Source organism: Mesobacillus sp. MER 48 (genome assembly GCF_023714225.1).
GTDB classification, from domain to species: Bacteria; Bacillota; Bacilli; order Bacillales; family Cytobacillaceae; genus Mesobacillus; species Mesobacillus oceanisediminis_A.
This window is the reverse complement of sequence record NZ_JAMAUR010000014.1, coordinates 26,806-50,403: the sequence shown is the minus strand read 5'-3', so window position 1 is coordinate 50,403 and position 23,598 is coordinate 26,806. Positions and strand designations below refer to the sequence as shown.

Below are 23,598 nucleotides of genomic sequence, written 5' to 3'. Positions count from 1 at the left end.
AACTAAATTACGAAAAACCTTCCAATTCTAAGAATATGAAGGTTATTTGGTATACCCTTTTTTAGTATATCACGATGGATTTCGAAATTTTAATGAAAAATATTGACAAACTATTAGCTGGTTTAGTTGATGAAACTTAGTAAATCAATAATGTTACTCCATTACCTTTCACTTGAGCTCCGCAAGGGTAATTACCCGATTCATACAATTTTAGTAATTCTTTAAAAAAGCTGACTTCATTTTCTTTTATGCTAAATGAACTTTCCATAATTGCATTTACAATATCCCATTTCACACAATCAATAAAAACTTGATCTAGGTTGTTCTGTTCCTTTATCATCTCTATCATATTTAGGCCGAAATACTTTTCATCATATTTTGCGATTAACTTATGATCCTTTACATATCCTGAACCCCATGCCGGATACATCGTGATCAAATCCCTATCGATCCTGGCTAGTATCCTTTTACACAAAAAACGCCCATCCCGAGGGATAGACATTCTTGAATTTTTTAAAATATTTAATGACGGTAAGCGACTTCGTTCTTCTAAGATTCGTCCAAATTGATTCTCTTTAAAACCTATCTAACTACTTTTTCTTTCTTCTTGCTTTCATCAATTGGAGCAGGAGCAACGCTCTGGTCATTTGCGGTTAAATCGATGCCATAGTCCTTTGCGAAGACCATATGTGTTTCAACCAGCACGTTTTCATTATTTTCATCCAGATTGAAAACCCTTGCGCCTCTTAACCGGTTGCGGTCGGCTCCAGGCAGGCCATAGGTGCCAAAACCTGTACTGCCTCCATATCCAAGCATGACTCCATAATAGTTTCCTGAATACGTATTGATGTGGTCATGCCCGCAAAATACGCCTTTGACATCACCGCGGTCAAGAATGGCAGAGAACATGCCGCTGTTGATCGGACCGGGACATTCGTCTTCATTTCTTTCGCCAGTGATTCCATGCTTTTCCACAGCGTTCGCATGATGTGCATCCGTTCTACCATCGACGCTTGCGAACCACATAAAACGATGCTCCCAAAGTGGAATATGGATGAACATAAGGGAAGGGACTTTATGGCCGACTTGCTGTTCGAGACTCTTTGATGTTTCATAGTACCAATTCACCTGATTGAAACGCAGCCAGTCCCATGTTGGGTAGCCGCTGAAGTCCTGTCCGGCAATCGTTTTCGGCGCATACCGTCCGCTGTCAAGCAGCCAAAGATTGAAGGCAGCTTTTTTTCCGTGGGAATTCTTGATCAGGAGATTCATATTGCCTGTTCCAGTAATTCCCTTCGGACCCGGCTGATTCATATTGAATTTGTAGGACATATAAATATTGAGCATGTCATCCTCATTCAGGCCGCTTTTTGGTGTGGAATCCTCGTCGTGATTCCCATATGTAATAGCCCATTTGATTCCCCTTTTTTCCATTGGCTGGGCTACATTGTTGATGGCCTGCTTCATTTCATCAGGGGTATCACAGCCGCCTGTTATATTGTCTCCGTTCAGCACCACAAAGTCCGGCTTTTCTTCATCAAGGACTTTTCCCATTAATTCAATCGTCCTTCTATCAATATTCTCATCATCCTGCGTATCATTGAACTGGACAATCTTAAATTTACCATCAGGTTTGAATTGAAGCTTCATTTCCACATTTGCCGCCGCATATGCCTTTGGTTCAAACAAATTAGCCGGAATTCCCGTGGATGCCAGTGTCAATGCAAGAGCACCCACTCCTCCCGCCTTTAAAAAATCTCGCCTTTCAATTCCTTTACCTAATCCCTTATTCGACATAAAGATCCCTCCCCTATTCAATCTATTGATAGAATAGCAAAGGGATTTTAAAAGTCTGCTTTGTTTATGTAAAAAAACATGAAGAGAATGTAAAATGAAATTCTTCTGGAGGAACCAGCTTTTCCATGTATGCTTTCAAGGAGATTGAAGAAGCAGGTGACCATACTAACTAGAGCCAATATAGATGGACCGCTTACCGGAATCGGGAATGGAGAGTTTAAGTACATAGCCTACGGTTCATAAGGGAATCTGGTGCAGCTCGTTCAAAATGCAGGCTATACAAAAAAGGCCTGCCTCCTCAATTGGAAGGCAAGCCCGGATGCAAAACTTAATTACTGATCAAAATATCATCGAAATTGAGCCTTTTTCCGGAAGTTCCAGAAACAACGATCCTGAACCTTACAGGTGAGGTTAGGTTTAATGTAAAAGTTTTAACCGCTAATGCCGATCCGCTGGTATTCGAGCTGCCGACGTTGGTCCAAGACGTTCCTCCATTCGTCGACATTTGCAGCTGCCATGAGGCACCAGTGTCGGTTCCAAAGTTCGCGTGGGAAACTTGTACACTTTTTGCCCCGTTTACATCAAAATTCATTGTAAGGGTCCCATATGACCGGACGCGCGCAGACTGTATACCATTTTTCTTATCACTGGATAAATTGCCAAGCAACGCATTGTCAAAATACCAGGATCCACTTGATAGCGACACATTCCCTGCAGAATACGCTCCCTTTGTCCCTGACTCAAAATCCTCATCCACTGTTGCTGGTCCCACAGTGCCGCCATCATCGTAACCATATGATCCCGACTTGAAGGTTGATGGGTCATACCACTTGTAGCCGGCTGAAGGCTGTGACCAAGGCTCCGCTTCTGGTTCAGTGGAAGTCTCAGGTGTTTCCATCGCTAACAGGTCTGTTGGCTGATCAAGCTGCAATCCGCTAACCTGTGATAAAGAAGTATAATTTTCCTGCTTGGCTAGCCAGTCAATCAAATTGACAAGCAAAGTACTGTCGTTCTGCTCTTTAAATCCATCATAGGTAGTTTTCGTACCGCCCGTTTCTTCACGCAGGTATTTTGGAGTTGAATCTTCTACCGGAGAAGAATCCCCAATGAACGCAGCCTTCCCTAATCCAACCTTGGAAACCGCTGCATAAGGTCCCTCTGCCCTGCCGCCTCCATTATAGACACCCTGGTCAACAGCATGTGTCCAGGCCGCTGTAGTTTGAGGCAAGTAGACAACACCTTTTGCCTTGTTTGGGTCCATAATCGCCAAAGTTGACCCTGCATGCATCGCCACAGTCCCGACTCCGGATGTAATCCCGAACGCCTGACTCGGCGCAACAATGTCATTCGCCGTTACGTCGCCAATTGCGTTGTAGCGGAATCGCACCCCAAAGTTGTCTCCAAGCCAGTCAGAACCCGTGACTCCCTGCATGGCTGAAGATGAAGCTTCCTCTGAACCCATTCCTTTTGCCGGATCATAGTAAGCACCGCGGCGGTATCCGTTAAAAATCTCAGAAGCATCCCAGCGGTTCTTGTTTCGGTCCGCATTATAATGATCACCGATGAAAAAAATGCTTCCGCCATCTTGCACATACTGGAGCATCGCAGCCTGTTCAGACGATTTGTATGGTATATTCGCTTCGCCGATGATAAAGACATCATAGGCTTTTAAATCCTCGTACGTAATGGAAGTGTTTTTCCTCAGTTCTTTCGCATAGTATCCCTTATTCGCCAGGGCGCTGGCAAAATCAGAGAAGGCCCCATCGAGAACCCAGTCGGCAGCACCTGCCGTTTGGCCATGAGTATTGTCGAATAGCACCCTCTTGCCATTCGCAATTCCGTAGGGCTGAAGCTCAGGTGCCTGGTCAAGCGCATTTTCCGCAGACGCTTCGGGCGGGAAATGGAACAAAGTTGGAGACAGCAGCATTAAAATCAAGGCAAAAACAGAAAACTTTTGACGGAACATTTTCTCACTCCTTATTGGTGTTTTCCTCACTAACTTACCACACCAATATTGACAGAATGTTAAGAAACCACTAATTTGAAAATTTCCCAACAAAGGGTACGTCCCTATGCTTTCGAGGGCAGTTCAAGTAATAATGGCTCCTTTACTTGAATAACACTTTTACTGTTCACTTATGGATAGTTTTTAGAAGTCACTCAACTTTCTGTGAAATCCTTCTAATTAATTTTTAGTTCGTATATCATTTGTTCACCTATCTTACCCATTTTTCGTCTCCCAGTATCAACGAATCCTACCTTTCCATATAGCTTTTGAGCAGGGATATTTCTGCTGTTAACTGCTAAAACAACCTCATTTGAATTTGGGTAGTTTCTGAGTACAAAATCGTTTAATAGGTTCATTCCTAACTTCGCATAACCCTTGCCTTGCTCAGAAGAGTTAATTGATAATGCTATTAAGAGCAATGCTCGTGGATTTTCAGTAAACTCCAATATTTCATCTCCTGTACGTAATACGAAGAAGCCGACTGGTTCTTCTTCGCTCAAGATTACTATCGGGTGTCTACTCTTATCAGTCTTTGCTTTTTCTAACATCTCTATAGGCAGTGCTGTAAATTGCTGTTGAGAGCCAGGTAAGAAAAATTCACTTAACGCCAACTCATACTCCGAATTATAGAATTCCAATTTAACACCATTATCTTTCATTGGTTCTTTGTTTTGTGTACCCATCAGTCCTCATCCCCAATAATACGAATATGCATTCTCATTAAGTGTTATTGCTAATTACAATCCATTCCATTATCCTGCTTCCTTAGTCCAATTCGAGAGACGTGTTATCATTTCATCCAGGTATTAATTTTTATTTGTAAGTGATTTCCGTGATCCTTTGAATTTAAAGATAATAAAAAGAGTTAGATGAATGATTAGTATTACGGGGAAATATATTGAATTTATAATTTCTAAATTCAATGCTTTTTTAGCTGCCTCCAGACTTCCGTCAAACTTTGCATACTCATCTGCTTTTATATATTCAATATGCAATATTCCGGCAACAACACAAAATCCCAAAAAACTTATCAATAGAAATAGGTATTTGAGCTTCCTCATTATTCCCCCCCTGATCTGGTGTTTTTATATTCTTCTGAAATTCCTTAATTAACTAAACTGCTTTTGTTCAATAACAAAAGCAACAAAAGGCGTCTACCCTTAAAGGTTCATTGAACCCTTTACTATAAGGGGCGTTATTGAACTTCAATAACGAAGGCATAACTTGAATCTCCTTTGTCCCATCTTGCATGCACATCGTAAATATAAACACCTTTTTCTTTTGGGGCCACCAATACATTATTATTTACCGAAACATCTTCTACTTCGTTATTACTAAGCAATCTAGTAACTCCCAATGTGTTTTCTTCAGGTTCTTTTTTAAATTCAATTTTTAATTCAGATTCAGGCGATACAATCACAGGAATAATTTCATGATGTTTAATTAACATTGGAGGAGAGATAGTATCAACACAAGCAGCATTAAATAATCCTTCCCAACAATACGAACCTCGTGCAACTTCTAGTTTCTTATCATCAACTGTTATATTTGGCGAAGGTGGATAAGAATTTAATAACCCGATAGCAAAATATATCCCTATAACTAAAACGAATAAGGTTACAAGAGTAATTAAAGATTTTTCATCTATCTCCCCCCTACTTAGTCGTATACAAGACTTTTTCATGCCCTTAAATCATTCTTCATTTCAAAATTGGCTCAATAGTTTCAAGCCTTCCTCTGTTAGTTTGTGAATTCCAAATAAAAGTCCCTAGGTATTCCTTATTCAAATCAACTAAATAAAATTCATTCCTTGATACCCTGATTTTTTTCTCGTTTAATATCAAAAAGTATTTTGTATCTTCTTGAATTTTCTGTTCAACCTTAAATACTCCACCGGTAGAAACTTCATTAGATTGATAATTCACTAAAGAAAATATTGTTATTAGCGAAATTATCACTATTACTGCTTCTATACTAGTGTTTATATTCGGCTTTTGTATCCCCTGTTTTCGCAAGTATTTAATTGCAAAATACATATAGATCAAAAACACAATAGGAACAAGAAAAGCAGACAAAGTTACGGGTAAATACAACATTTCGTGTACTGAATAATTATATTCAGTTATAGCCTGGACCCGACCAAGCTGCATACCTATAAAAGAAACATATATTAATCCTAGCAACCAATATAATGATGTTTTTTGTGCTTTAAATAAACTTCGTTTGTCTTTTTCTAATTCTTCTTTTACATTTCTTCCATCTTTCATATATCTAATCCCCTTTGAAATTCTCAAATCGGTTACTACCTGCTTCAACATAATGCACCTTTAGTGGAAGAAGGAGATTTTAATCAATTTAAAATTAACGTCAAATTCTATAGACCTTGAACAGTTGCCAGGATAGTCAATGCCATAGCCATAGAGTAGACCAGTAAAACCGCAAAAGAAATAAACCTTTTCTTTTAAAAAAAGATTACAGTAAAGACAACCGCTGAAATCAAAAGGACAAAGTGATAAATATGGGAAGCTGAACTATAAGCCCATCCCCACGAAAATGGTATAAAATCTTCTATTCCCCAAAGAAAATAGTGACTAATTACAATTAATAAGTTTCTGACTTTAATCATTTATCACCCTACCGTAATAACATTTTCTCTTAAACTTGTTTTTCAATATTGTACTCCTATTATTACAAATATCCCCACCAAATGTATGTCACTTCTTATTCAACAATAATGCAGCTTTACATTATTCATCAAGTAGTCATATTGTTCCTGATTAGTATCCAAGAGTGCCTCTTCTCTATTTGATGGTATGTCCATATACCTGATATCTTCATTGAACTGTGACACTGTAAAATCATAACGCACCCCATTTATTTCGTTGTAAAAATGCCAGCCTTCTACTAACAAAGTCTTACTTATTTGTCCGCCAAGCAAGTCATTTACTACTAACGCCGTTACACCACATTGGCCTTCAGCTGGATTGTCTTTCGTCCATTTGGAACTTGAATTTTTTGACCAAGATTTTAAGAATGCTTCTTGCAGTTTCATAATTATTGCTTCCCTCATAAAGGATCTCCTCCATTTAATTTCGGACCGTTTCTACTTTAACTACCTACAGGTTTGTTCCATAAGAAAAGCGACGCCCATGTTATTAAAGCATCGCAACCCGCTAATTCAATAAGGATTTTTTGAGTAAAGGTAAGTATATACGAGCAAGGAAATTATAATAAAAACTAATAGAGCGGCTGATCCGACTATCGAAGGTTTGTTTTTCTTACCTATTCCATAGATTATACCTATAATTGCAGCTATTGTAAGAGTGAGAACAAGGACCATTCCAAACACTCCTTTTTTATACAATTATTGCCAAACACTGATGGATGCTTACCTTCTATTGAATCCAAGTTTTAACCTTCTTCGCTGTATTCTAACATTTAGTTTCTATATATAAATTGTCCTTCTATTGAACTTTGCTGCGTAAATAGTTCAATAAAAAACAGTTTCTGTTAAGAAAGTTGAAATGACTTGTTTAAACAACAACTTTTCTTCTAGGAAAGGGTAATGATTGCTCTCATTAAAAACAATTAGTTGTGACCCTGGGATTAACTCGCTCATTTCTACGGAGAAAGAATACGGGCATTGTACATCATGTCGGCCACTCAAAATTAAGGTATGAGTTGAGATCTTTTCTAACTCACGGGTTACATCAAAGATCATTTCTTCTCTAATAAAAAAATTCATTCTAGGAGCAGACATCTTTTTATATATGCCTAAAGTAAAATATTCATCATACTTATCCGGATGAAATAAAGACAGTTTAGTTCTCTCTTTTGAGAAACGCTCTCTTTCACTAGGTGTTAATTCAGTGCTTTTTAAAGTCTCTATAAGCTGCTGCATTCGGTGGAACTGTGGGTGGTCAGGATGATAGATACATTCAGAGGATGAATTAGCATATTTTCTTGCGGCTGCTCCGACAATTATTAGTGAAGTGAGTGACTTAGAACAATGAATACCGTAAATGACCCCTATCATACCTCCTGTCGAGTGACCGGCAAAGCTCCACTGGGAATAACCCAGGGCCTCCCGGATTGCTTCAAGATCGTAAACAGCATCAAACATACTCAACTCATGAGCCTCATTTGCCTTACTGGAATTTCCGGTTTGTTTTAAATTCACGAGATAGACCATATTATTCTCTGTAAAAGTATCTGCGAAGTAATCACCTGTATGGTTAAACTCTGAATAATGATGAGTAACGCAAATCGGACTGCCCTCTCCTTTAACAAAAACCTCAAAGTATCCACGTGCGGTATTAATTATTCTCGTTTCCCAATAGGACATTATTGAATCTCCTTACTTTCCTAGTTATCTTTACATTGATCGTCCTGGAACAAACATTTCATTGCTTTTAAATACTTTCTATAAAACATTCAATAATCCCTCTTAGTATCCAACTATATGGAAGAGATTTGTTTGTTAAATCACTATATCAATGATTCTAAATTACTGGTTGAGGATGTTAATCAAGGCCGATAAGCTGTCAAGAAAGCATCGGTATTTTGACAGGTCCGAGGGTTGAAGCCGAAAAGTTGTCAAGATAGCATCATTATTTTGACAGGTTCGGGGCTAGAAGCCGAAAGGTTGTCAAGATAACATCGGTATTTTGACAGGTCCGAGGACAGAAGCCGATAAGCTGTCAAGAAAGCATCGTTTTTTGGACAGGTCCGAGGGCAGAAGCCGAAAAGTTGTCAAGAAAGCATCGGTATTTTGACAGGTTCGGGGGTTGAAGCCGATAAGCTGTCAAGAAAGCATCGTTTTTTTGACAGGTTCTGGAGTTGAAGCCGATAAGCTGTCAAGAAAGCATCGTTTTTTAGACAGGTCCGAGGGCAGAAGCCGAAAAGTTGTCAAGAATACATCGGTATTTTGACAGGTTCGGGGGTTGAAGCCGAAAAGTTGTCAAGAATACATCGGTATTTTGACAGGTTCGGGGGTTGAAGCCGAAAAGTTGTCAAGAATACATAGTTATTTTGACAGGTTCTGGGGCAGAAGCTGATAAGCTGTCAAGATAGCATCGGTATTTTGACAGGTTCGGGGGTTGAAGCCAAAAAGCTATCAATCATCCAGGATGATGCGGGTAGTTAGTGGCTAGTTCTTGACTCAAAACATCGTTCAGAAACCATGTTGCCATATCTGCTGCTATTTCCCACGCTAAAACCTAGCAAGCCTTTTCCTTATAATAAAAAAACAAGCGAATTATGAAAAATTCGCTTGCAAATAAATCCGTATCCTAAGTTTTGAACCGGGCCACTAACAATCTTCACCGGCTCCTTTTTTTACGCTTTTGTAGTTTCTCTTTTTCCTTCCGTCTCTGCTACAATCACGGCACAGGCAGCATCACCTGTGATGTTTACAGCCGTGCGAGTCATGTCTAGCAAACGGTCAATTCCGATAATCAGGGCGATCCCTTCCACTGGCAGGTTAACGGATTGGAGGACCATCGCCAGCATGATCAGCCCCACTCCCGGAACACCCGCGGTTCCTATGCTGGCCAGAACAGCTGTCAGGACAACCGTGATCAGTTGGGTGAAGGTCAGATCCACGTTGAATACCTGTGCGATAAAAATTGTCGCTACCCCTTGCATGATGGCGGTACCATCCATGTTGATTGTCGCACCGAGCGGTTGAACGAAACTGCTGATTGACTCAGGGACTTTTAGATTTTTCTGTGCGGTGCTCATGGAAATCGGCAGGGTAGCATTGCTGCTCGAAGTACTGAAAGCAACGCCCATCGCTGGGGCAAACCCTTTAAAGAACCAAATCGGACTTTTCTTTGCCAACAGTGCCACCGAAGATCCGTAAACGAAAATGGAATGAATCAGAAGTGCCAGCAGGACAACAGACATGTAAAGGCCCATGGCTTTGATGGCATCGAGTCCCTGGCTGCCCACTGCTGAAACAATCAGCCCGAATGTACCATATGGTGCAAACTTCATCACCAGGTTGACTAAGTACATTAACAGGTCATTCCCCTGTTCAACGAGGTTCAGTATCCCTTTCGTTTTGTTGCCAAGCATGGTCAGGGCGAAGCCGACAAAGACGGAGAAGGTGATGATTTGGAGCATGTTTCCTTCTGCAAAGGCTTGGATAGGATTTTTAGGGATAATATTTAACAGCGTATCAGAAACCGGCGGAGCTTCTTTTGACTGGAACTCCGCATTGGCGGTGTCAAAAGTACCGACATTACCAGGCTGGAAAACATAGCTCAGAGAGATGCCGATGATGAGAGCCATAGTCGTAGTCATAAGGAAATAGGAAATGGTTTTAAGGCCGATCCTGCCAAGCTTCTTCGGATCGCCAAGTCCCGCGGTTCCAAGTGTAATCGAAAAGAAGACAATTGGCACTACGAGCATATTGATAAGGTTTAAAAAGATTTTCCCCAGCGGTGTGAACACAAACTGATCGAGCTGCGGAAAAATGCCGGGTGCAAACAGATTGATCAGCAGCCCAGTGATTCCGCCGGCTATAAGGGCTATGATAATTTTGGTAGACAGTTTCATAAAGGTAACCTCCAAGTTGTGAATATTTTCCTGAAAAAGGCAATAAAAATACACAGAGGCAAAAACCACTGTGCATGAATGCAGTGTTTTCCTCTCAACACGCCTACGAGGTTAGCTGTCGGGTTCGGGTTTTGAGAGTACCCTACCTGTTAAGGATTCACCCCAATTACTAAAAAAAGTAACAATTGGTTCCCCCGCTCAAAGGATTAAGCGATTATGTATTATTTTTTTAATATAATATCAGGTTTATCCGATTTTGGGAACAAAAAAAATTTTCCTGATTCATCCCGTTGGCAATCTTCCCCCCTTGGAACCGACTAAATAACTAATTGATCCTATGGCCTTTTAACTAATTTTATTGTTTGCAATTTTGACCAAAATCCCTATAAAACCTAAATCTAAAACGTATGACGAAATCTGATAGTCACGATATATCAGTTTTTTTCACAACAAAAATGCCGGGTGAATTCCCTCCGTTTACAACTCCATTGTAATTATCTTCTTTTCCCCATTTTTCTAAAATGTTACTTCTTCCTGCCAATATAAAGTAAGTGTGTTGAAACCCCAAGAATACTAGGGTCAGTAGCTTTTTCTTTTATTAAATCAATAATTTTTCTTACTTCTTGATCACCTTTATCTCTCCAATAACTCCAACTATCATTGTTAAGTATCGCTCCTGGATTCGAACCTATTAAATCCAATGTTTCAAATCCTTGTGATTCCATAAAAGGATTGATGTCTGCAATATTAAAATAATACGCCCCTGTAAAACGTCCCTCATCAGCGTGGTTAAAGCAACCTGTTTGAGAAAACCGATTAATGGTATCCATATTATCATTCGGCTTCCAATTCATCGGATTTATCAGCGATGTAAGTATGTGCCTAATTCTGGGCATAAAAGCAACGAAAACTAGTCCGCCTTTTTTGGTTACTCTATTTAACTCTTCGACAGCCTGGATACGTTCATCTTCTTTTTGTAAATGATACATAGGACCAAGCATTAACGATGCGTCGAATTGTTCATCTTTAATCATATTAAGCTCTCTGGCATCCGCTGCATAAAACCCTTCGAATTGCCCTTCTAATTTCAATTCCTTAGCTTTATCTTTTGCGATTTCAACTAATCGTGGGGTTAAATCCGTGAGTGTTACCTTATAACCTTCTTTTGCAAGTTCCATTGAATACTTCCCGGGTCCAGCACCATTATCAAGGACGTAACCATTTTGGGGCATATGTTTTTTTATAAAATGCCAATTCACTTGGAATTCAATTGGTTCACGCTCTAATCTTCCCCACTCATCAAATTGATTGTAATAGTTAATGATTTTATTCATTATTTCACCCATATTCCACTTTTTATCTAATGAAAAGCCTTCATATCCTTTTAAGCTAAACTCCCTCGTTATTCAATAAGACCTTCATAAGAGTGCTTTAATCCTTCTTGCAAGTTTATTTCCCTTTAAAATCCTGCAGATCTTTTAAAAGACCAGAATTACATCCATGATTAACCGAGCGTCACAAATAAGGGAGATAATAAACCCAATATAACGAAATGCTTAATCGTAATCATCCATCCAATACAACACATCTGGTACTGGGGTAAATTATATCTCCATAGAAAAGTGTTCTTTGTCTATCCATCGTTATAATTCATCTTTTCATAAACTTTACTAAACTGTATTATTCTTCCTGATAAAGAATAATCCTTCTTTAAATTAACCTACTTCCTTAATTTAATAAAAGAATTCAATAAAAAGCGGCCGCTCAGGCTACAGGTTTCCCACCTGAAATGCACTAAGAGAGACCGAGAATACCCAGTTATAATGAAGCTTTTTCAGCATTCCTTTTCGTCATCACTCCTTGCATTTTCCTGGCTGAAAAGTTTTTATTAACTGCTTTACATGTGTCTTCCTCGTTGAACCTGAAAAAGGGAGGAGCCTATGATCAGGCGCTTCCCTGTGAACATTCCTACTCTTCCCCTTTAATGAGCTTTTCCCGATCCACAAACATCGGAGGCTGCTCGAGCCAGCCTCTTTCAATAATCATCTGGGCTCCATCTTCGGAATAGGCTAAAGCTCTTAAAATAAAACCGCTGTACATGGCTCCTACATCTCTTCTCATACTCAGGGACAAAGCCATTCCATAAGCAGCTATGCCCAATTGGGAAAGGATGCCTACCACAAAGAGCATCAGCCGGTCAGAATATGGCGCATCAGTTGAATCACTGACGATAGCATCCCAGGTCATCGAGTTGGGGACATTGCTTTCCATCAAAACATGATGGCTCTCCCTCAAGATTTTGTCGCAAAATTGGACACCTGAATAAAAATAAGATTTCAGATCACGATCCTGGGTTACCTGGGCAAAGCCTAATAGTGTGGATTTCCCCAGCTCATTATGAAGCGAGGTCAAATAGAGATGATTTACCTCATTCCCCAGAAGCGGCCGCTTTTTCCCGAACCAGCCTGTCAGGAAGTTTTGCTTTTCCACGAAGTCCACCTTCTTGGGATAGTTCATGTATGGAGGCCGGATGTAAACCCCTTTCTTCTTCATCAGTGTGGTAATCTCACGGTAAAGCTCCGTCGCCTGTTTGTGGAATTTTTCAAAAAGGGCTCGGATATCATCCCTGGATGAAGTCGCAATGGCACTGGAATGGCTCGTCAAGCCAAACTTGCTCATATGCTGCATGTACTCCATGTAAAAAATATCAGAAAAGAGCCGTGGAGCAGACAGATTCACGTGCTTTTCAACCGGGAATCCTTCTGGCCTGGCGATGCCCTCCTGCTCATAAATTCCACTAATGTCTTCCAAATGAGAGTCCGCCACTTCGATCGTGAATTCAAGAAGTGGTTTTACTTCCGGATCATCAACCATTTGAAGGAAATGAGTCAGTATACATTTAACAACACTGTCGTTAATATATGTATCCCATAAATTCGAAATCTCCGCACAGGTTAAATGAACCTTTTGATTTGATGCTTCCATACATACCCCTCCAGAAAAACAACAAGATGTTATTATAGTTTTTCCTGTTCCATCCAAATAATGTATTTGAATTCTTAAGACCTCCTTGAAAAAAAGAGCCCGAATAAAAACATATAAAACAAGTTTCACAAATGCCCATTTCCTATAAACTAAACTGTAGATTTTATTGAAATCGGGGAGTGAAAAAAAATGAATGAGGAACTTCAAAGCTTGTTTAATGATTTAATTCAACTGGAGCATGTTTCTTCAACCTTATATCTCGCGATGTCCGCTGCTATGGCCAGACAGAATTATACAGGGATTGCTCATTGGTTAAGGCTGCAATCAGAAGAAGAGAGAACCCATATGCTGACCTTAGTTGATTTTGTCCTGGACCGGGATGGTACAGTCCAAATCAACAGCATTCCTGCCCAGCCAACCGACTTCGGAACTCCGCTTGAGACATTTCAAAAGGTATTGAGCCATGAACAATATGTCACCAATACTTACCGCCAGGCCTATAACTATGTGAATCCAATCGACCCTCAGGCTGCTTTGATCGTCCAGGACCTTTTAAGGGAACAAATAGATGAAGAAGCACAAGCCAAAACCATCATTGATCGCCTTAAACTTGCGGGAAATAACCCTTCTGCTCTTTTACTGATTGATCAAGAATTAGGGGCCAGAGCGGCTGCCCCGGCAGCAGGCTAAATTTTAGTATAGTTACATTCAGCTGGCTGATAACTATCTCAATTTCACGTTAAAAGGCAAAGGGGCATCCCCTTTGCCTTTTTGGATTTTAAACGGAAGGATACAAGGGGAGCTTTCCAAAGCCCCTCACTGCCCTTTGTTTTTAATCGCCGTTCTGTCCTCCATCTGCGGTGGCTCCTCAAACCAGCCGGTCTTAATTCAAAATCCCAATACCTTCCATATCATAGAAGTAGACACCTTTAGCGAACACGATGGATTTCATGGCAAGTTCATTTCTTAAGCTAGAAAATGCCCCGCTCACTGCCCTTAAGAAAATCCAAAACCATTAAGGTGTAAATGCAGGAAATGGCAAGGAGTTAGAATCGGGCACCAAGGGATCTGCTCTGTATTTTTCCAAAGCATGATATCTCTACTGAAAAACACAGCCAATCAATCCTCCAATTTTAATCAAACGTTTGATTAAATAAACTAAACCCTTATTAAACGGGCTTCCTAACAAAAAAATCACACTGAGCCCAACTCATAACCCATAAGGTTAATCTCTCTTCTGCTTTGAACTTACAGTCTTCTTAAACAGTGCAACAGTCACTAATCCATTTTGACTACATATGAAATTATCTCTTTTACTGTCTTTTTCCCTGTACTTACAAAAGTGTACACGTTACAAAAAGAGGAAATATCCTCAAATTTCACAGTACACAGATGCCGTTTTACCAGGTGCAATGATATTTAATATTTTGTTTCAGAATTTCTCAAAGAAAATCTAATGCTCAACAGAAACTATTTCGAATCAGCATTTTTCAGCATAAAAGAAGCTCCCCATTCCTGGGAAGCTGTTGTTTATTTGTCTTTAACTCCGAGAAGTCTTAGGCTGTTCAAGGTAACAAGTAAAGTTGCGCCCATATCAGCGAATATTGCAATCCAAAGGGTGAGCCACCCTGGAATCACGAGCAATAACGCGATAAGCTTTAAGCCTAAAGCGAAGGTTATATTTTGTTTAATGATCGTTAAAGCTTTTCTGCTTAGTTTTACCGTAAAGGGAAGCTTTCCTAAGTCATCGGCCATCAGGGCAATATCAGCGGTTTCTAATGCTGTGTCTGTCCCCGCACCTCCCATTGCCACCCCAACAGTTGAGGCTGCAAGAGCAGGAGCATCGTTCACTCCATCACCGACCATGGATACGCGGTTAAATTCATTTCTGAGGTCTTTGATGTAGTTAAGCTTATCCTGCGGTAAAAGCTCTGCTTTAATATCCGAAACGCCTACTTGCTGTCCAATGGCATTCGCAGTCCTTGAGTTATCTCCTGTTAACATGATTGTTTTCTCGATACCTAAGGAGTGAAGTTTTTGTATCACTTTTTGACTATTTTCCCTCACTTCATCTGCAACCGCGATCAATGCGGTAATTTTCGTTGACGTTCCAGCAACCATCACAGTCTTACCCTGATTTTGCAGGGCTTCCACTTTCTTCTTTAGTTCGGAGCTAATCCCCCCAGCAAGGATTTCGTCGAACAAATTCGGGCTGCCGACAAAATAGGTCTCACCGTTGATATTTCCTTTTATTCCTTTACCCGTTATGGAGGAAAAGTCATGAATATCAACACTTTGATAATCCAGGCTTACCTCCTCTGCCTTTTTCATGATCGCCGAAGCCAACGGGTGTTGTGATCCATTTTCCAGGGCAGCAATGATTTTTAATTGTTCGTTTGAGGCTCCATCTTGCGGAAGGTAATCGGTGACGACAGGAACCCCTTTTGTCAATGTTCCTGTCTTATCGAAAGCAATGGCTTTTATCGATCCCAATTCTTCCAGATGAATTCCACCCTTAATTAATACACCGTTCCGGGCTGCATTTCCGATTGCAGTAACAATTGAAACAGGAGTAGAAACTACAAGGGCGCAAGGGCAACCGACCACCAGTACAGCCAACCCTTGATAAATCCAGGTGCTCCAATCAGCTCCGAAAAGCGGGGGAAGTACGGCAACTCCAAGGGCGATTAACATAATGACAGGCGTATAGTACTTAGCAAAGCGGTCAACAAACGCCTGTGAAGGTGCTCGCTCACCTTGAGCTTCTTCAACCAGATGAATAATTTTCGCAATGGTCGTGTCGTCTACATGCTTGGTTACTTTAACCTCTAGCAGTCCTTCTTCATTAAGAGTTCCGGCAAAAACTTCATCATCGATTTTTTTAGCCACTGGTACGGACTCTCCAGTGATCGCTGCCTGGTTAACAGCAGAAGTTCCCTTTAAAACGATGCCATCCATCGCAATTTTTTGCCCGGGTTTAACAATCATGATGTCTCCAATTTGAATTTCATCGACCTGGATCATCAGTTCCTGACTGCCTCTTCTGATCAGGGCTTCCCTTGGTGCAATGTCCATTAATGACCGAATGGATTGACGGGCTTTATCCATCGAGTAGGTTTCAAGGGCTTCACTGATGGCAAACAGGATGACAACCGTAGCACCTTCTCCCCATTCACCAATGACTGCTGCACCAATGACGGCAATGGTCATTAAGGTTTTCATATCAAAATTTAATCGAAACAGGTTTTTCAATCCTGTGTTAAACAGACGATAGCCCCCTATTAAGATAGAGGCTGCGTATGCAATAATGGACGCAATATTCTCTTCACCGTTCAATTGTCCGGAAATCCATCCCATCAGCAAGAAAACAAATGAGGTGATGACTGTAGCATGCTTTTTCAAAAATGGCTCTTTCTTTTCTTCAAATCGTTCCTTCTCCGGTATGACTTTAAGATTCTCGAAAGCCCCGGCCTTTTCAAGTTGTTCAATGGAAGCATTCCCGTATAAAACAAGTTTGGAAGCGCCAAAGTTAACACTTGCATCTGAAACACCCTCCAGGTGTTTTACGTTCTTTTCGAACGTAGTAGCACAGCCTGCTCAGGAGAATCCCTGTACACGGTATACATGTTTTTCGGCTGATTGCTCAATCGCTTTATCCATGCACTTTCCCCTCCTTTTCATGAGTGAAGGCTAGTTGAATCAGTTGTTTGACATGTTCATCATCCAGCGAGTAAAACACAAGCTTTCCATCTTTACGATGTTTTGCCAGCCCCATGTTGCGGAGCAGGCGTAAATGATGAGAAGCAGTTGCTGTTGTACACTCTACAATATTGGCGACGTCACACACACAAAGCTCATCTTCTTCACTTAATGCAAAAGCTATTTTTAGTCTTGTATCGTCTGCCAATGCCTTGAACATTTTAGAAACAGAAACTGTATTATGTTTAGATAAAGATTCCTTTACCCTGTTCACTTTTGGTCCATCAAAACATGTTATTTCACACACATCATCATGTTTCAAACGATTCTCACCTCTCATTCAAACATTCATTTGAGTATCAGTATATGCAATGGATTTCAAATAGTCAAACGATTATTAGAATATTATAAGATCCGATCCGGTTGGATATGGTCAGATTTTAAGGGACTGCATTTTACGGGTCGATTCTAGAAGGATGTACTGTTTCAATTACTGGTGTAATTACTTAAGAAGTACAGGCTAGTTAAACAATTAACAATTAAAAAAAGAATGGAAGCCCATTCTTTTCTGTGTACCAATTATTCTCTGTTTTTTAAAGTTTTCATACCTTTTTGGGGCTGGTCCAGAGCCTTCGCATCATGTTGTATAGCAACCAGGTAAACCATATTGAGCACAACCAATTTCTTTAGCTACAAAAATCTTAATATATTCTTCCACTTACCAGTCAAAAAATAAGCCTGTATGTGAGCTTGTTATTTAACTGCCCTTCCATTCCCTTTTCAACTGCCTATTATGCCGCGTACAAAACCGGATTCCTGGTTTTTTTAAAAAACCTCAGGGTAAAGAAATACTAATACCATGACATAAGGAGATGTAGCAATGAGCATTAAAGCGCTAGTTTTGAATTGCAGTTTGAAAGACAGCACGCAGCAATCCAATACCCGTGCGCTGATTGACGAGATTGTAAAGATTTTTGATGAAAACGGAGTGGAGACGGAAGTACTCAGGATGGCTGACTACCATATCGGCTTTGGGATTACCCATGAGGCAGTTAATGAAAAGGATCACTGGCCAGAAATCTTTGAAAAAGTGAAGCAGGCGGATATCCTTTTGCTTGGCTCGCCGGTTTGGCTTGGCGAACAGAGCAGTCTGGCCACTTTAGTGGTGGAAAGATTGTATGGCGGAAGCAGCCTTACGAACGAAAAAGGCCAGTATATCTACTATAACAAGGTAGGCGGAGTGGCAGTGACCGGGAATGAAGACGGGGCGAAAAATGTCTCTAGCTACCTAATTTACGCCTTGTCCCATATTGGGTTTACAATACCTCCAAATGTCGATACCTATTGGGTAGGTGAAGCGGGCCCTGGCCCTTCCTTTATCGAGGCAAACGGGAGAGAGAACGAATTTACGATGCAACACGTAAAAACCACTGCCTACAATTTACTGCATTTTGCCCGGCTGCTGAAGGAACATCCGATTCCGGCAGAAGGAAATGTGAGTGACAGCCAATAATAAGATGTCTAGAAACAATGGAGTGAAAAATCAACTAGCATGCTAAATTAGCAATCCAATTCAAACAGAACTGGATTGCTTTTTTTATAAGTATTTACTTAATAATTCATCTGGAATATGACAATAATCATTTGGACATTTAGCTAAGCGATCTTGATGCTCTTCCGCACTTCTCACATAATTTGTAAGAGGCAATACTTCCACAACGATAAGGTCATAATCATCTCTCTCATTAAGGAACGCCTTCGCTTCGGTTAAGTGTTCAGGCTTTTCACTATACACTCCAGTTCTGTATTTCTTCCCAACATCCTTTCCTTGTTTATTCAAACTGTAGGGATCAATAATTTCAAAAAAATACCCCATCAATTCCCGGACCGTCACCATCTTTGGATCAAATCCAGTTTTTACACATTCGGCGTAGCCATCATAATCACCATCAAGTGTTTGACTGGTCCCATTCGCTCTTCCCGCTTCTGTAAACTTGACTCCAGGCAAAGTTTTTATAAAAGCCTGTACCCCCCATAAACAACCACCTGCAAAATAGATTATTTCCATATTGACTCTCCTCTTTGTTTAAAAGTGAAATAGGGTCTTAATTTACCGAAAGGTCCTTAAAGAACATTTATATAATAGAATGATAGGAATATAGCAAAAGTAAGCATCCCTGTAAATAAACATAAGAAAATTATAAATAACCGATCAACACTTTTCAAAAATCCCCCACAATGAGTATTCCCTTTTCCTTTTACAAAACAAGATGGAGCCGTCCCCAGCGACAAAAATAAAAAGCATCCCGAAGGATACTCAAACATAGATTTTAAGCGGTTCAACGCTGATTTTCAGGACAACGGTTGATGGGTCATGGACCATATTGATTTTCTCTACCATATATTCTTTCTTGTTGATCGTTACTGTATTACTCGCCCTCAATGCTGCAATATAGTGCTCCCAATGTTTTACATTGGCACTTAAAAGACATTTTTCTTTCAGATAATAATCCACCCTGTTAGGTATGCGGTTCAACTCTACACCCCCTTTTGATAGAGTCTATGAACAATGGTACCTAATCATGACAAGCTGTTAACCTTAGTTTTTCGATATCGAGAATGGTGGGATTACGATATAATCAGATTAAAAACCTTGTAAGAAAGGGCGTTGAATGATGGCAATTCGTTACGAGTTAATCCCTGATGAGCAGATGGATACTGTGAAACATCTTTGCAATGAGCTGATGGCCTACCAAAAGTCACTAGCCACTATACGTCCCGAGCTCTTTGATGGCATGAGCTTTGAAACCAGAATGATCCCTTCGGTTAAAAACGCGAAGGCGAATCAAATCATTGCTGCGATGGACGGTGATGAGCTGGTCGGATACGTGTACAGCAATGTTTCCCCGAAAGAAGTTTATTCGAATGATTTCGCTGTTTTTTTCGATATGGATTCGGTAAAGGGAAGTGATGTCGGCTGCCTTTCGCAATTTTATATCAAAGATGGATATCGCAGCATGGGAATCGGATCTGTTCTCTTTGAAAAATCAAAGCGCTGGCTCGATTCATTTGACGGCATCGACGACCAGTTCATCTATGTTTCCAATGGGAATGATACGGCGCTAAATTTCTACATAAGTAAAGGCTTTAAAATAAGCCATCAGATTCTAGATGGATTCATTACCGTTCTTAGGAATTCAAAAAGTGATTCACTATAGGGGGCGCTCCATTCGCACTTTTTCTTCCAATCATATTAGCATGATCAGGTCGATTTCCCTGATCCGGACAAAAAAACGTGAAATTGAACTACTTTTTTAAAATAATCTGGAGGTTCAAAATGGAAATTAAAGTGGATGATCTAACAAGTCCTAAGGTGACAGCATTAATCGGGGAGCACTTGCATGGAATGACACTTCACTCCCCGCCTGAGAGCATACACGCCCTTGGACTCGAAGCGTTGAAAAAACCTGAGATCACATTCTGGACAGTCTGGGATGGGGACCAGTTGATGGGCTGCGGTGCATTGAAGGAGCTCGATCGCGAGCATGGTGAAGTGAAATCGATGAGAACCGCAGCTGCCCATCTTCGTAAAGGTGTCGCGCAGGCCATGCTTGAGCACATCATTTCAGAAGCCAAAGGCCGCGGCTATAAAAAACTGAGCCTGGAAACAGGTTCAATGGAAGCGTTCATACCAGCAAGGAAACTTTATGAAAAATACGGCTTTGATTATTGCCCGCCTTTTGCAGATTATACCGAGGACCCGAATAGCTTATTTATGAAGAAAGAATTGTAAAGTAACGCCGCTGGAGAAACAGGCGACCTGGTTTTGCGGCAGTTAAAGAGCCATAAAACCGGGCCGTTGTTATACTGATTGATTATTAGCACCAATTCTTATATGTTCTGTCCCCCTTATTCATTTGAAAAATAACATCCCCCTCATCGAGAGAATGGGGATGAATCGCCCTGCCTTCATTTCTGGACGTAAGGAATTCCCTCCCTATCTAATAATTTTTACTTTTCCAATAAAAAACATCTTTTAGCAATAACTTCCTCCCTGCTATAATACTATCGATAACTTAATAAAGGGGAATGAGAATGACAATTCAAGAGTTTGAATCACTGGTGAACAAGCTTGAAAAACAGGCTTCTGCCAACCCTAAGCTTTACAGATTCAAGGTCATCATGCTCACTGGTCTTGGTTTTGGTTATGTCGCATTATTTTTGTCGTTATTTTTATTTTTAATGGCGATTTCAGCAGCCATGATTTTGGATGGGAATTTCACCTTTGGGAATGTGAAAGTTCTGCTCTTGACGGGAACCTTGTCATTCTTCATTATCAGAGCCCTGATTGTGAAAATGGAAATGCCTGAAGGATATTATCTGCAACAGGAGGAAGCTCCGAAGCTGTTTGAGATGATTGACTCTTTGCGTCTAAAAATGAATACACCACCGATTGATGAAATTGTACTCGACAGCGAATTCAATGCCTCCGTCGCCCAAATTTCACGCTATGGATTCATCGGGAAAAAGCGGAACGTCCTGGTCATCGGCATCCCGCTACTGTCGACTCTTTCCCAGGAACAATTTACGGCTGTTCTTGCCCACGAACTTGCCCATATTTCGAATTCCGATACGGCCCTGGGTGCAAGAATATACCGTTTGAGAATGAGCTGGGGGCGCTTAATGCATTCCCTTGAGGAAAACGAACAATTTGGCACTTTTATTTTCAGGAAGTTTTTTCAGTGGTATTACCCGAGGTTTGATGCCTATTCATTCGCCATGGCCAGGCAGGAAGAATACGATGCAGACCGCTCCGCAGCATCGGTCACATCCCAGCAGGCAATGGGAGAAGCGTTAGCTATGATCTCTGTGGCGGCCCCCTATTACTACCGTGATTTTTACAGTGAATTGTTTGAAGAATGTGCGAAGACCAATAGTGTACCTCAGCCATATTCAAACTTTGCCGAGCAGTACCGGTCACTTAGCGAGCAAAAAGCAACTAAATATTTCAGCGAACAGCTGGAAGTTGAGAGTTATGTGACGGATACCCATCCTTGTTTAAAAGACAGACTTTCAGCACTGGGGGCAGAAGCACTGTTACCAGAGAGACAACAAGCTTCTGCGCTTGATTACTTCTTCGCCTACCCAGGCCGGATCCTGAATGACTTCAATAAAATGTGGGTGGACCACAATCAGGATGACTGGAAACAAGAAATTGAAAACTTCAATGATTCGAAGCAGCGATTCGAAGAATTATCGGCCAAACAAGTTGCCACCCTTGAAGAATTGCTGGAAAAGGCTTTTTTGACAGTAGAGTTCAATAGTCTGGAAGCCGCGATTCCATTGTATGAAGAAATAGCGAAAAAACACTCGGAAGATCAGCGAACCGCAGGAGCATTAATGACTTTAGGTGAGTATTATCTGGAGTCCAGGGACACAGCGGAAAAAGGAATCCAATTGATCAACCTGGCTATGTCGTACGATTGGGAATTGCGTTTGCCAGGGCTTGACCTATTATGCGGATACTATTATGAAACAGAACAGAGCGAGTTATTCGAAAAGACGAGAGAGGAACTGGAAAAGTGGGAAGAAATCGTAGAAGCTTCCAACGAAGAATGCGACTTTATCCAGCCAAAGGACCGCTTTATCACTCACGACAAAGAAAGCAAAGAAATCATCGCAGGAATGAATCAACTCGCACAGTACAAAGAAATCACAAATGCTTACCTTGTACGAAAGCAGCTCAACTCAATTCCTGAGCGTAAACAGTATGTGCTTGGACTTGACCTGTCACTTCCGAAAAGCACGGATCTAGATGAAGCTGAAGAGGCTTTATATGAAAAGTATATTAATGGTCTAGGAGAGTTCGAGGATACATGTGTGATTATCCTCAACGATAAGAAGGACTTGCGAAAAAGCATGCTAAACGTGGAAAATTCCTTGATTTATACTGTGGAGGATAACGAACAAGTCTCTTAATAACGGAAGCAGCGAAGCTAATGGGCTACGCTGCTTTTCTGTTGAATTGAATTCGATCATAATGGAACAATGAACAGAGATAGAACGAATATCACCATTCCTGAGTATCCAAGAGAGTCTAATATTATGTTGGTTTTACCTTCCTCATTAAAAGGTTCTTCTTTTTCGATTTGTTTAAGGATCTTTTGCTGCAGATGTTCATCTGGAAAAATCTCATTTGCTTGTTTAGCTCGGCCTCCAAAGAAGATTAGCCGATGTATTTTAACAGATGGCAGCATTAAAATAATACCTGCTGCAATTCCCCCCAGACCAATCACATCTCTGTGGATGGTTGAAGTAAACAAAACCGATATCAGGGCCAAAAGAGAAAATATGATTAAGCTGATGACCAAAACGCACTTTATTTTGCCCAGAACGTTCCCTCCATCCCTATAACATCAGGCTACTTCATAAACCAGACAATCAAAATGATAATCAGTACAAAAACAAAACAACCACCCTTTGTAGGACTACCGTACACAGCCCTATTCCAACCGTCATCACCATCTATTTTACTTTTATCATCATCT

At 40.7% G+C, this 23,598-nt stretch carries 22 protein-coding genes and 1 riboswitch; of the genes, 5 read left to right on the top strand and 17 right to left on the bottom strand.

The window, feature by feature from the left end; all coding sequences use genetic code 11:
• Positions 1 to 136: 136 nt before the first annotated feature.
• The 12 genes from M3593_RS23000 to M3593_RS22945 form a co-directional block, all read right to left on the bottom strand.
• Positions 137 to 430: a hypothetical protein gene (locus tag M3593_RS23000; protein WP_251545060.1), complete on the bottom strand. Its 294-nt coding sequence runs from the start codon at positions 428 to 430 to the stop codon at positions 137 to 139.
• A 152-nt stretch (positions 431 to 582) separates the two neighbouring features.
• Entirely contained in the window at positions 583 to 1,797 is a 1,215-nt protein-coding gene (locus M3593_RS22995) for a metallophosphoesterase (protein WP_144480100.1), read from the bottom strand.
• A gap of 328 nt (positions 1,798 to 2,125) precedes the next feature.
• Positions 2,126 to 3,763, bottom strand: a complete 1,638-nt coding sequence (locus M3593_RS22990) for an Ig domain protein group 2 domain protein (RefSeq protein WP_483308947.1) — start codon at positions 3,761 to 3,763, stop codon at positions 2,126 to 2,128.
• 215 nt (positions 3,764 to 3,978) lie between these two features.
• Positions 3,979 to 4,488 carry a GNAT family N-acetyltransferase gene (locus tag M3593_RS22985; RefSeq protein WP_251545059.1) on the bottom strand — a complete coding sequence of 170 codons (510 nt, stop codon included), beginning with the start codon at positions 4,486 to 4,488 and terminating at the stop codon, positions 3,979 to 3,981.
• Between the two features lie 123 nt (positions 4,489 to 4,611).
• Positions 4,612 to 4,866, bottom strand: coding sequence for a hypothetical protein (locus M3593_RS22980; RefSeq protein ID WP_144480102.1), 255 nt, complete (start codon positions 4,864 to 4,866; stop codon positions 4,612 to 4,614).
• A gap of 134 nt (positions 4,867 to 5,000) precedes the next feature.
• Positions 5,001 to 5,489 carry a hypothetical protein gene (locus M3593_RS22975; protein ID WP_251545058.1) on the bottom strand — a complete coding sequence of 163 codons (489 nt, stop codon included), beginning with the start codon at positions 5,487 to 5,489 and terminating at the stop codon, positions 5,001 to 5,003.
• Positions 5,490 to 5,505: 16 nt separating this feature from the next.
• Positions 5,506 to 6,072 (bottom strand): hypothetical protein, encoded by a 567-nt coding sequence (locus M3593_RS22970; protein WP_251545057.1) that lies wholly within the window; start codon positions 6,070 to 6,072, stop codon positions 5,506 to 5,508.
• Between the two features lie 458 nt (positions 6,073 to 6,530).
• Positions 6,531 to 6,875: a YunG family protein gene (locus M3593_RS22965; RefSeq protein WP_251545056.1), complete on the bottom strand. Its 345-nt coding sequence runs from the start codon at positions 6,873 to 6,875 to the stop codon at positions 6,531 to 6,533.
• 420 nt (positions 6,876 to 7,295) lie between these two features.
• Positions 7,296 to 8,150 carry an alpha/beta fold hydrolase gene (locus tag M3593_RS22960; RefSeq protein WP_251545055.1) on the bottom strand — a complete coding sequence of 285 codons (855 nt, stop codon included), beginning with the start codon at positions 8,148 to 8,150 and terminating at the stop codon, positions 7,296 to 7,298.
• 992 nt (positions 8,151 to 9,142) lie between these two features.
• Entirely contained in the window at positions 9,143 to 10,366 is a 1,224-nt protein-coding gene (locus M3593_RS22955) for a dicarboxylate/amino acid:cation symporter (protein ID WP_144480108.1), read from the bottom strand.
• A gap of 86 nt (positions 10,367 to 10,452) precedes the next feature.
• A riboswitch (cyclic di-AMP (ydaO/yuaA leader) is annotated at positions 10,453 to 10,589 on the bottom strand.
• A 301-nt stretch (positions 10,590 to 10,890) separates the two neighbouring features.
• Positions 10,891 to 11,700, bottom strand: a complete 810-nt coding sequence (locus M3593_RS22950) for a class I SAM-dependent methyltransferase (protein ID WP_251544964.1) — start codon at positions 11,698 to 11,700, stop codon at positions 10,891 to 10,893.
• Positions 11,701 to 12,334: 634 nt separating this feature from the next.
• Complete coding sequence (locus M3593_RS22945) at positions 12,335 to 13,351, bottom strand: DUF3231 family protein (protein ID WP_251544963.1); 1,017 nt, start codon at positions 13,349 to 13,351, stop codon at positions 12,335 to 12,337.
• Between the two features lie 189 nt (positions 13,352 to 13,540).
• Here M3593_RS22945 and M3593_RS22940 point away from each other — a divergent pair, with 189 nt between their 5' ends.
• The gene (locus M3593_RS22940; RefSeq protein ID WP_144480115.1) at positions 13,541 to 14,041 is read left to right on the top strand and encodes a ferritin; all 501 of its coding nucleotides are present in this window, start codon (positions 13,541 to 13,543) and stop codon (positions 14,039 to 14,041) included.
• An 840-nt stretch (positions 14,042 to 14,881) separates the two neighbouring features.
• Here M3593_RS22940 and M3593_RS22935 read toward each other — a convergent pair.
• On the bottom strand, positions 14,882 to 17,011 hold the full coding sequence (locus M3593_RS22935; RefSeq protein ID WP_251544962.1) for a heavy metal translocating P-type ATPase: 2,130 nt from the start codon (positions 17,009 to 17,011) through the stop codon (positions 14,882 to 14,884).
• Entirely contained in the window at positions 17,004 to 17,372 is a 369-nt protein-coding gene (locus M3593_RS22930) for an ArsR/SmtB family transcription factor (protein ID WP_144480119.1), read from the bottom strand. The genes M3593_RS22935 and M3593_RS22930 overlap by 8 nt, the downstream gene beginning before the upstream one ends.
• A 558-nt stretch (positions 17,373 to 17,930) precedes the next feature.
• Here M3593_RS22930 and M3593_RS22925 point away from each other — a divergent pair.
• Positions 17,931 to 18,563 carry a flavodoxin family protein gene (locus M3593_RS22925; RefSeq protein WP_144480121.1) on the top strand — a complete coding sequence of 211 codons (633 nt, stop codon included), beginning with the start codon at positions 17,931 to 17,933 and terminating at the stop codon, positions 18,561 to 18,563.
• Positions 18,564 to 18,647: 84 nt separating this feature from the next.
• Here M3593_RS22925 and M3593_RS22920 read toward each other — a convergent pair whose 3' ends face one another.
• Positions 18,648 to 19,118 (bottom strand): peptide-methionine (S)-S-oxide reductase, encoded by a 471-nt coding sequence (locus tag M3593_RS22920; protein ID WP_251544961.1) that lies wholly within the window; start codon positions 19,116 to 19,118, stop codon positions 18,648 to 18,650.
• Between the two features lie 249 nt (positions 19,119 to 19,367).
• On the bottom strand, positions 19,368 to 19,586 hold the full coding sequence (locus M3593_RS22915) for a hypothetical protein (RefSeq protein WP_251544960.1): 219 nt from the start codon (positions 19,584 to 19,586) through the stop codon (positions 19,368 to 19,370).
• 136 nt (positions 19,587 to 19,722) lie between these two features.
• Between M3593_RS22915 and M3593_RS22910 the strand changes: the two genes are divergently transcribed.
• From M3593_RS22910 to M3593_RS22900, 3 genes are all read left to right on the top strand, one after another.
• Positions 19,723 to 20,268: a GNAT family N-acetyltransferase gene (locus M3593_RS22910; RefSeq protein ID WP_251544959.1), complete on the top strand. Its 546-nt coding sequence runs from the start codon at positions 19,723 to 19,725 to the stop codon at positions 20,266 to 20,268.
• 119 nt (positions 20,269 to 20,387) lie between these two features.
• On the top strand, positions 20,388 to 20,843 hold the full coding sequence (locus M3593_RS22905) for a GNAT family N-acetyltransferase (protein WP_251544958.1): 456 nt from the start codon (positions 20,388 to 20,390) through the stop codon (positions 20,841 to 20,843).
• A gap of 302 nt (positions 20,844 to 21,145) precedes the next feature.
• Positions 21,146 to 23,029: a M48 family metalloprotease gene (locus M3593_RS22900; RefSeq protein ID WP_251544957.1), complete on the top strand. Its 1,884-nt coding sequence runs from the start codon at positions 21,146 to 21,148 to the stop codon at positions 23,027 to 23,029.
• Positions 23,030 to 23,085: 56 nt separating this feature from the next.
• Here M3593_RS22900 and M3593_RS22895 read toward each other — a convergent pair whose 3' ends face one another.
• The gene (locus M3593_RS22895) at positions 23,086 to 23,421 is read right to left on the bottom strand and encodes a hypothetical protein (RefSeq protein WP_144480131.1); all 336 of its coding nucleotides are present in this window, start codon (positions 23,419 to 23,421) and stop codon (positions 23,086 to 23,088) included.
• Positions 23,422 to 23,598: the final 177 nt, after the last annotated feature.

Coding starts and splice junctions, on each gene's coding strand:
- M3593_RS22940 (WP_144480115.1), top strand. CDS start 13,541: ATGAATGAGGAACTTCAAAGCTTGTTTAATGATTTAATTCAACTGGAG.
- M3593_RS22975 (WP_251545058.1), bottom strand. CDS start 5,489: ATGAAAAAGTCTTGTATACGACTAAGTAGGGGGGAGATAGATGAAAAA.
- M3593_RS22955 (WP_144480108.1), bottom strand. CDS start 10,366: ATGAAACTGTCTACCAAAATTATCATAGCCCTTATAGCCGGCGGAATC.
- M3593_RS23000 (WP_251545060.1), bottom strand. CDS start 430: ATGTATCCGGCATGGGGTTCAGGATATGTAAAGGATCATAAGTTAATC.
- M3593_RS22965 (WP_251545056.1), bottom strand. CDS start 6,875: ATGAGGGAAGCAATAATTATGAAACTGCAAGAAGCATTCTTAAAATCT.
- M3593_RS22920 (WP_251544961.1), bottom strand. CDS start 19,118: ATGGAAATAATCTATTTTGCAGGTGGTTGTTTATGGGGGGTACAGGCT.
- M3593_RS22900 (WP_251544957.1), top strand. CDS start 21,146: ATGACAATTCAAGAGTTTGAATCACTGGTGAACAAGCTTGAAAAACAG.
- M3593_RS22950 (WP_251544964.1), bottom strand. CDS start 11,700: ATGAATAAAATCATTAACTATTACAATCAATTTGATGAGTGGGGAAGA.
- M3593_RS22945 (WP_251544963.1), bottom strand. CDS start 13,351: ATGGAAGCATCAAATCAAAAGGTTCATTTAACCTGTGCGGAGATTTCG.
- M3593_RS22970 (WP_251545057.1), bottom strand. CDS start 6,072: ATGAAAGATGGAAGAAATGTAAAAGAAGAATTAGAAAAAGACAAACGA.
- M3593_RS22990 (WP_483308947.1), bottom strand. CDS start 3,763: ATGTTCCGTCAAAAGTTTTCTGTTTTTGCCTTGATTTTAATGCTGCTG.
- M3593_RS22985 (WP_251545059.1), bottom strand. CDS start 4,488: ATGGGTACACAAAACAAAGAACCAATGAAAGATAATGGTGTTAAATTG.
- M3593_RS22960 (WP_251545055.1), bottom strand. CDS start 8,150: ATGTCCTATTGGGAAACGAGAATAATTAATACCGCACGTGGATACTTT.
- M3593_RS22925 (WP_144480121.1), top strand. CDS start 17,931: ATGAGCATTAAAGCGCTAGTTTTGAATTGCAGTTTGAAAGACAGCACG.
- M3593_RS22980 (WP_144480102.1), bottom strand. CDS start 4,866: ATGAGGAAGCTCAAATACCTATTTCTATTGATAAGTTTTTTGGGATTT.
- M3593_RS22995 (WP_144480100.1), bottom strand. CDS start 1,797: ATGTCGAATAAGGGATTAGGTAAAGGAATTGAAAGGCGAGATTTTTTA.
- M3593_RS22910 (WP_251544959.1), top strand. CDS start 19,723: ATGATGGCAATTCGTTACGAGTTAATCCCTGATGAGCAGATGGATACT.
- M3593_RS22905 (WP_251544958.1), top strand. CDS start 20,388: ATGGAAATTAAAGTGGATGATCTAACAAGTCCTAAGGTGACAGCATTA.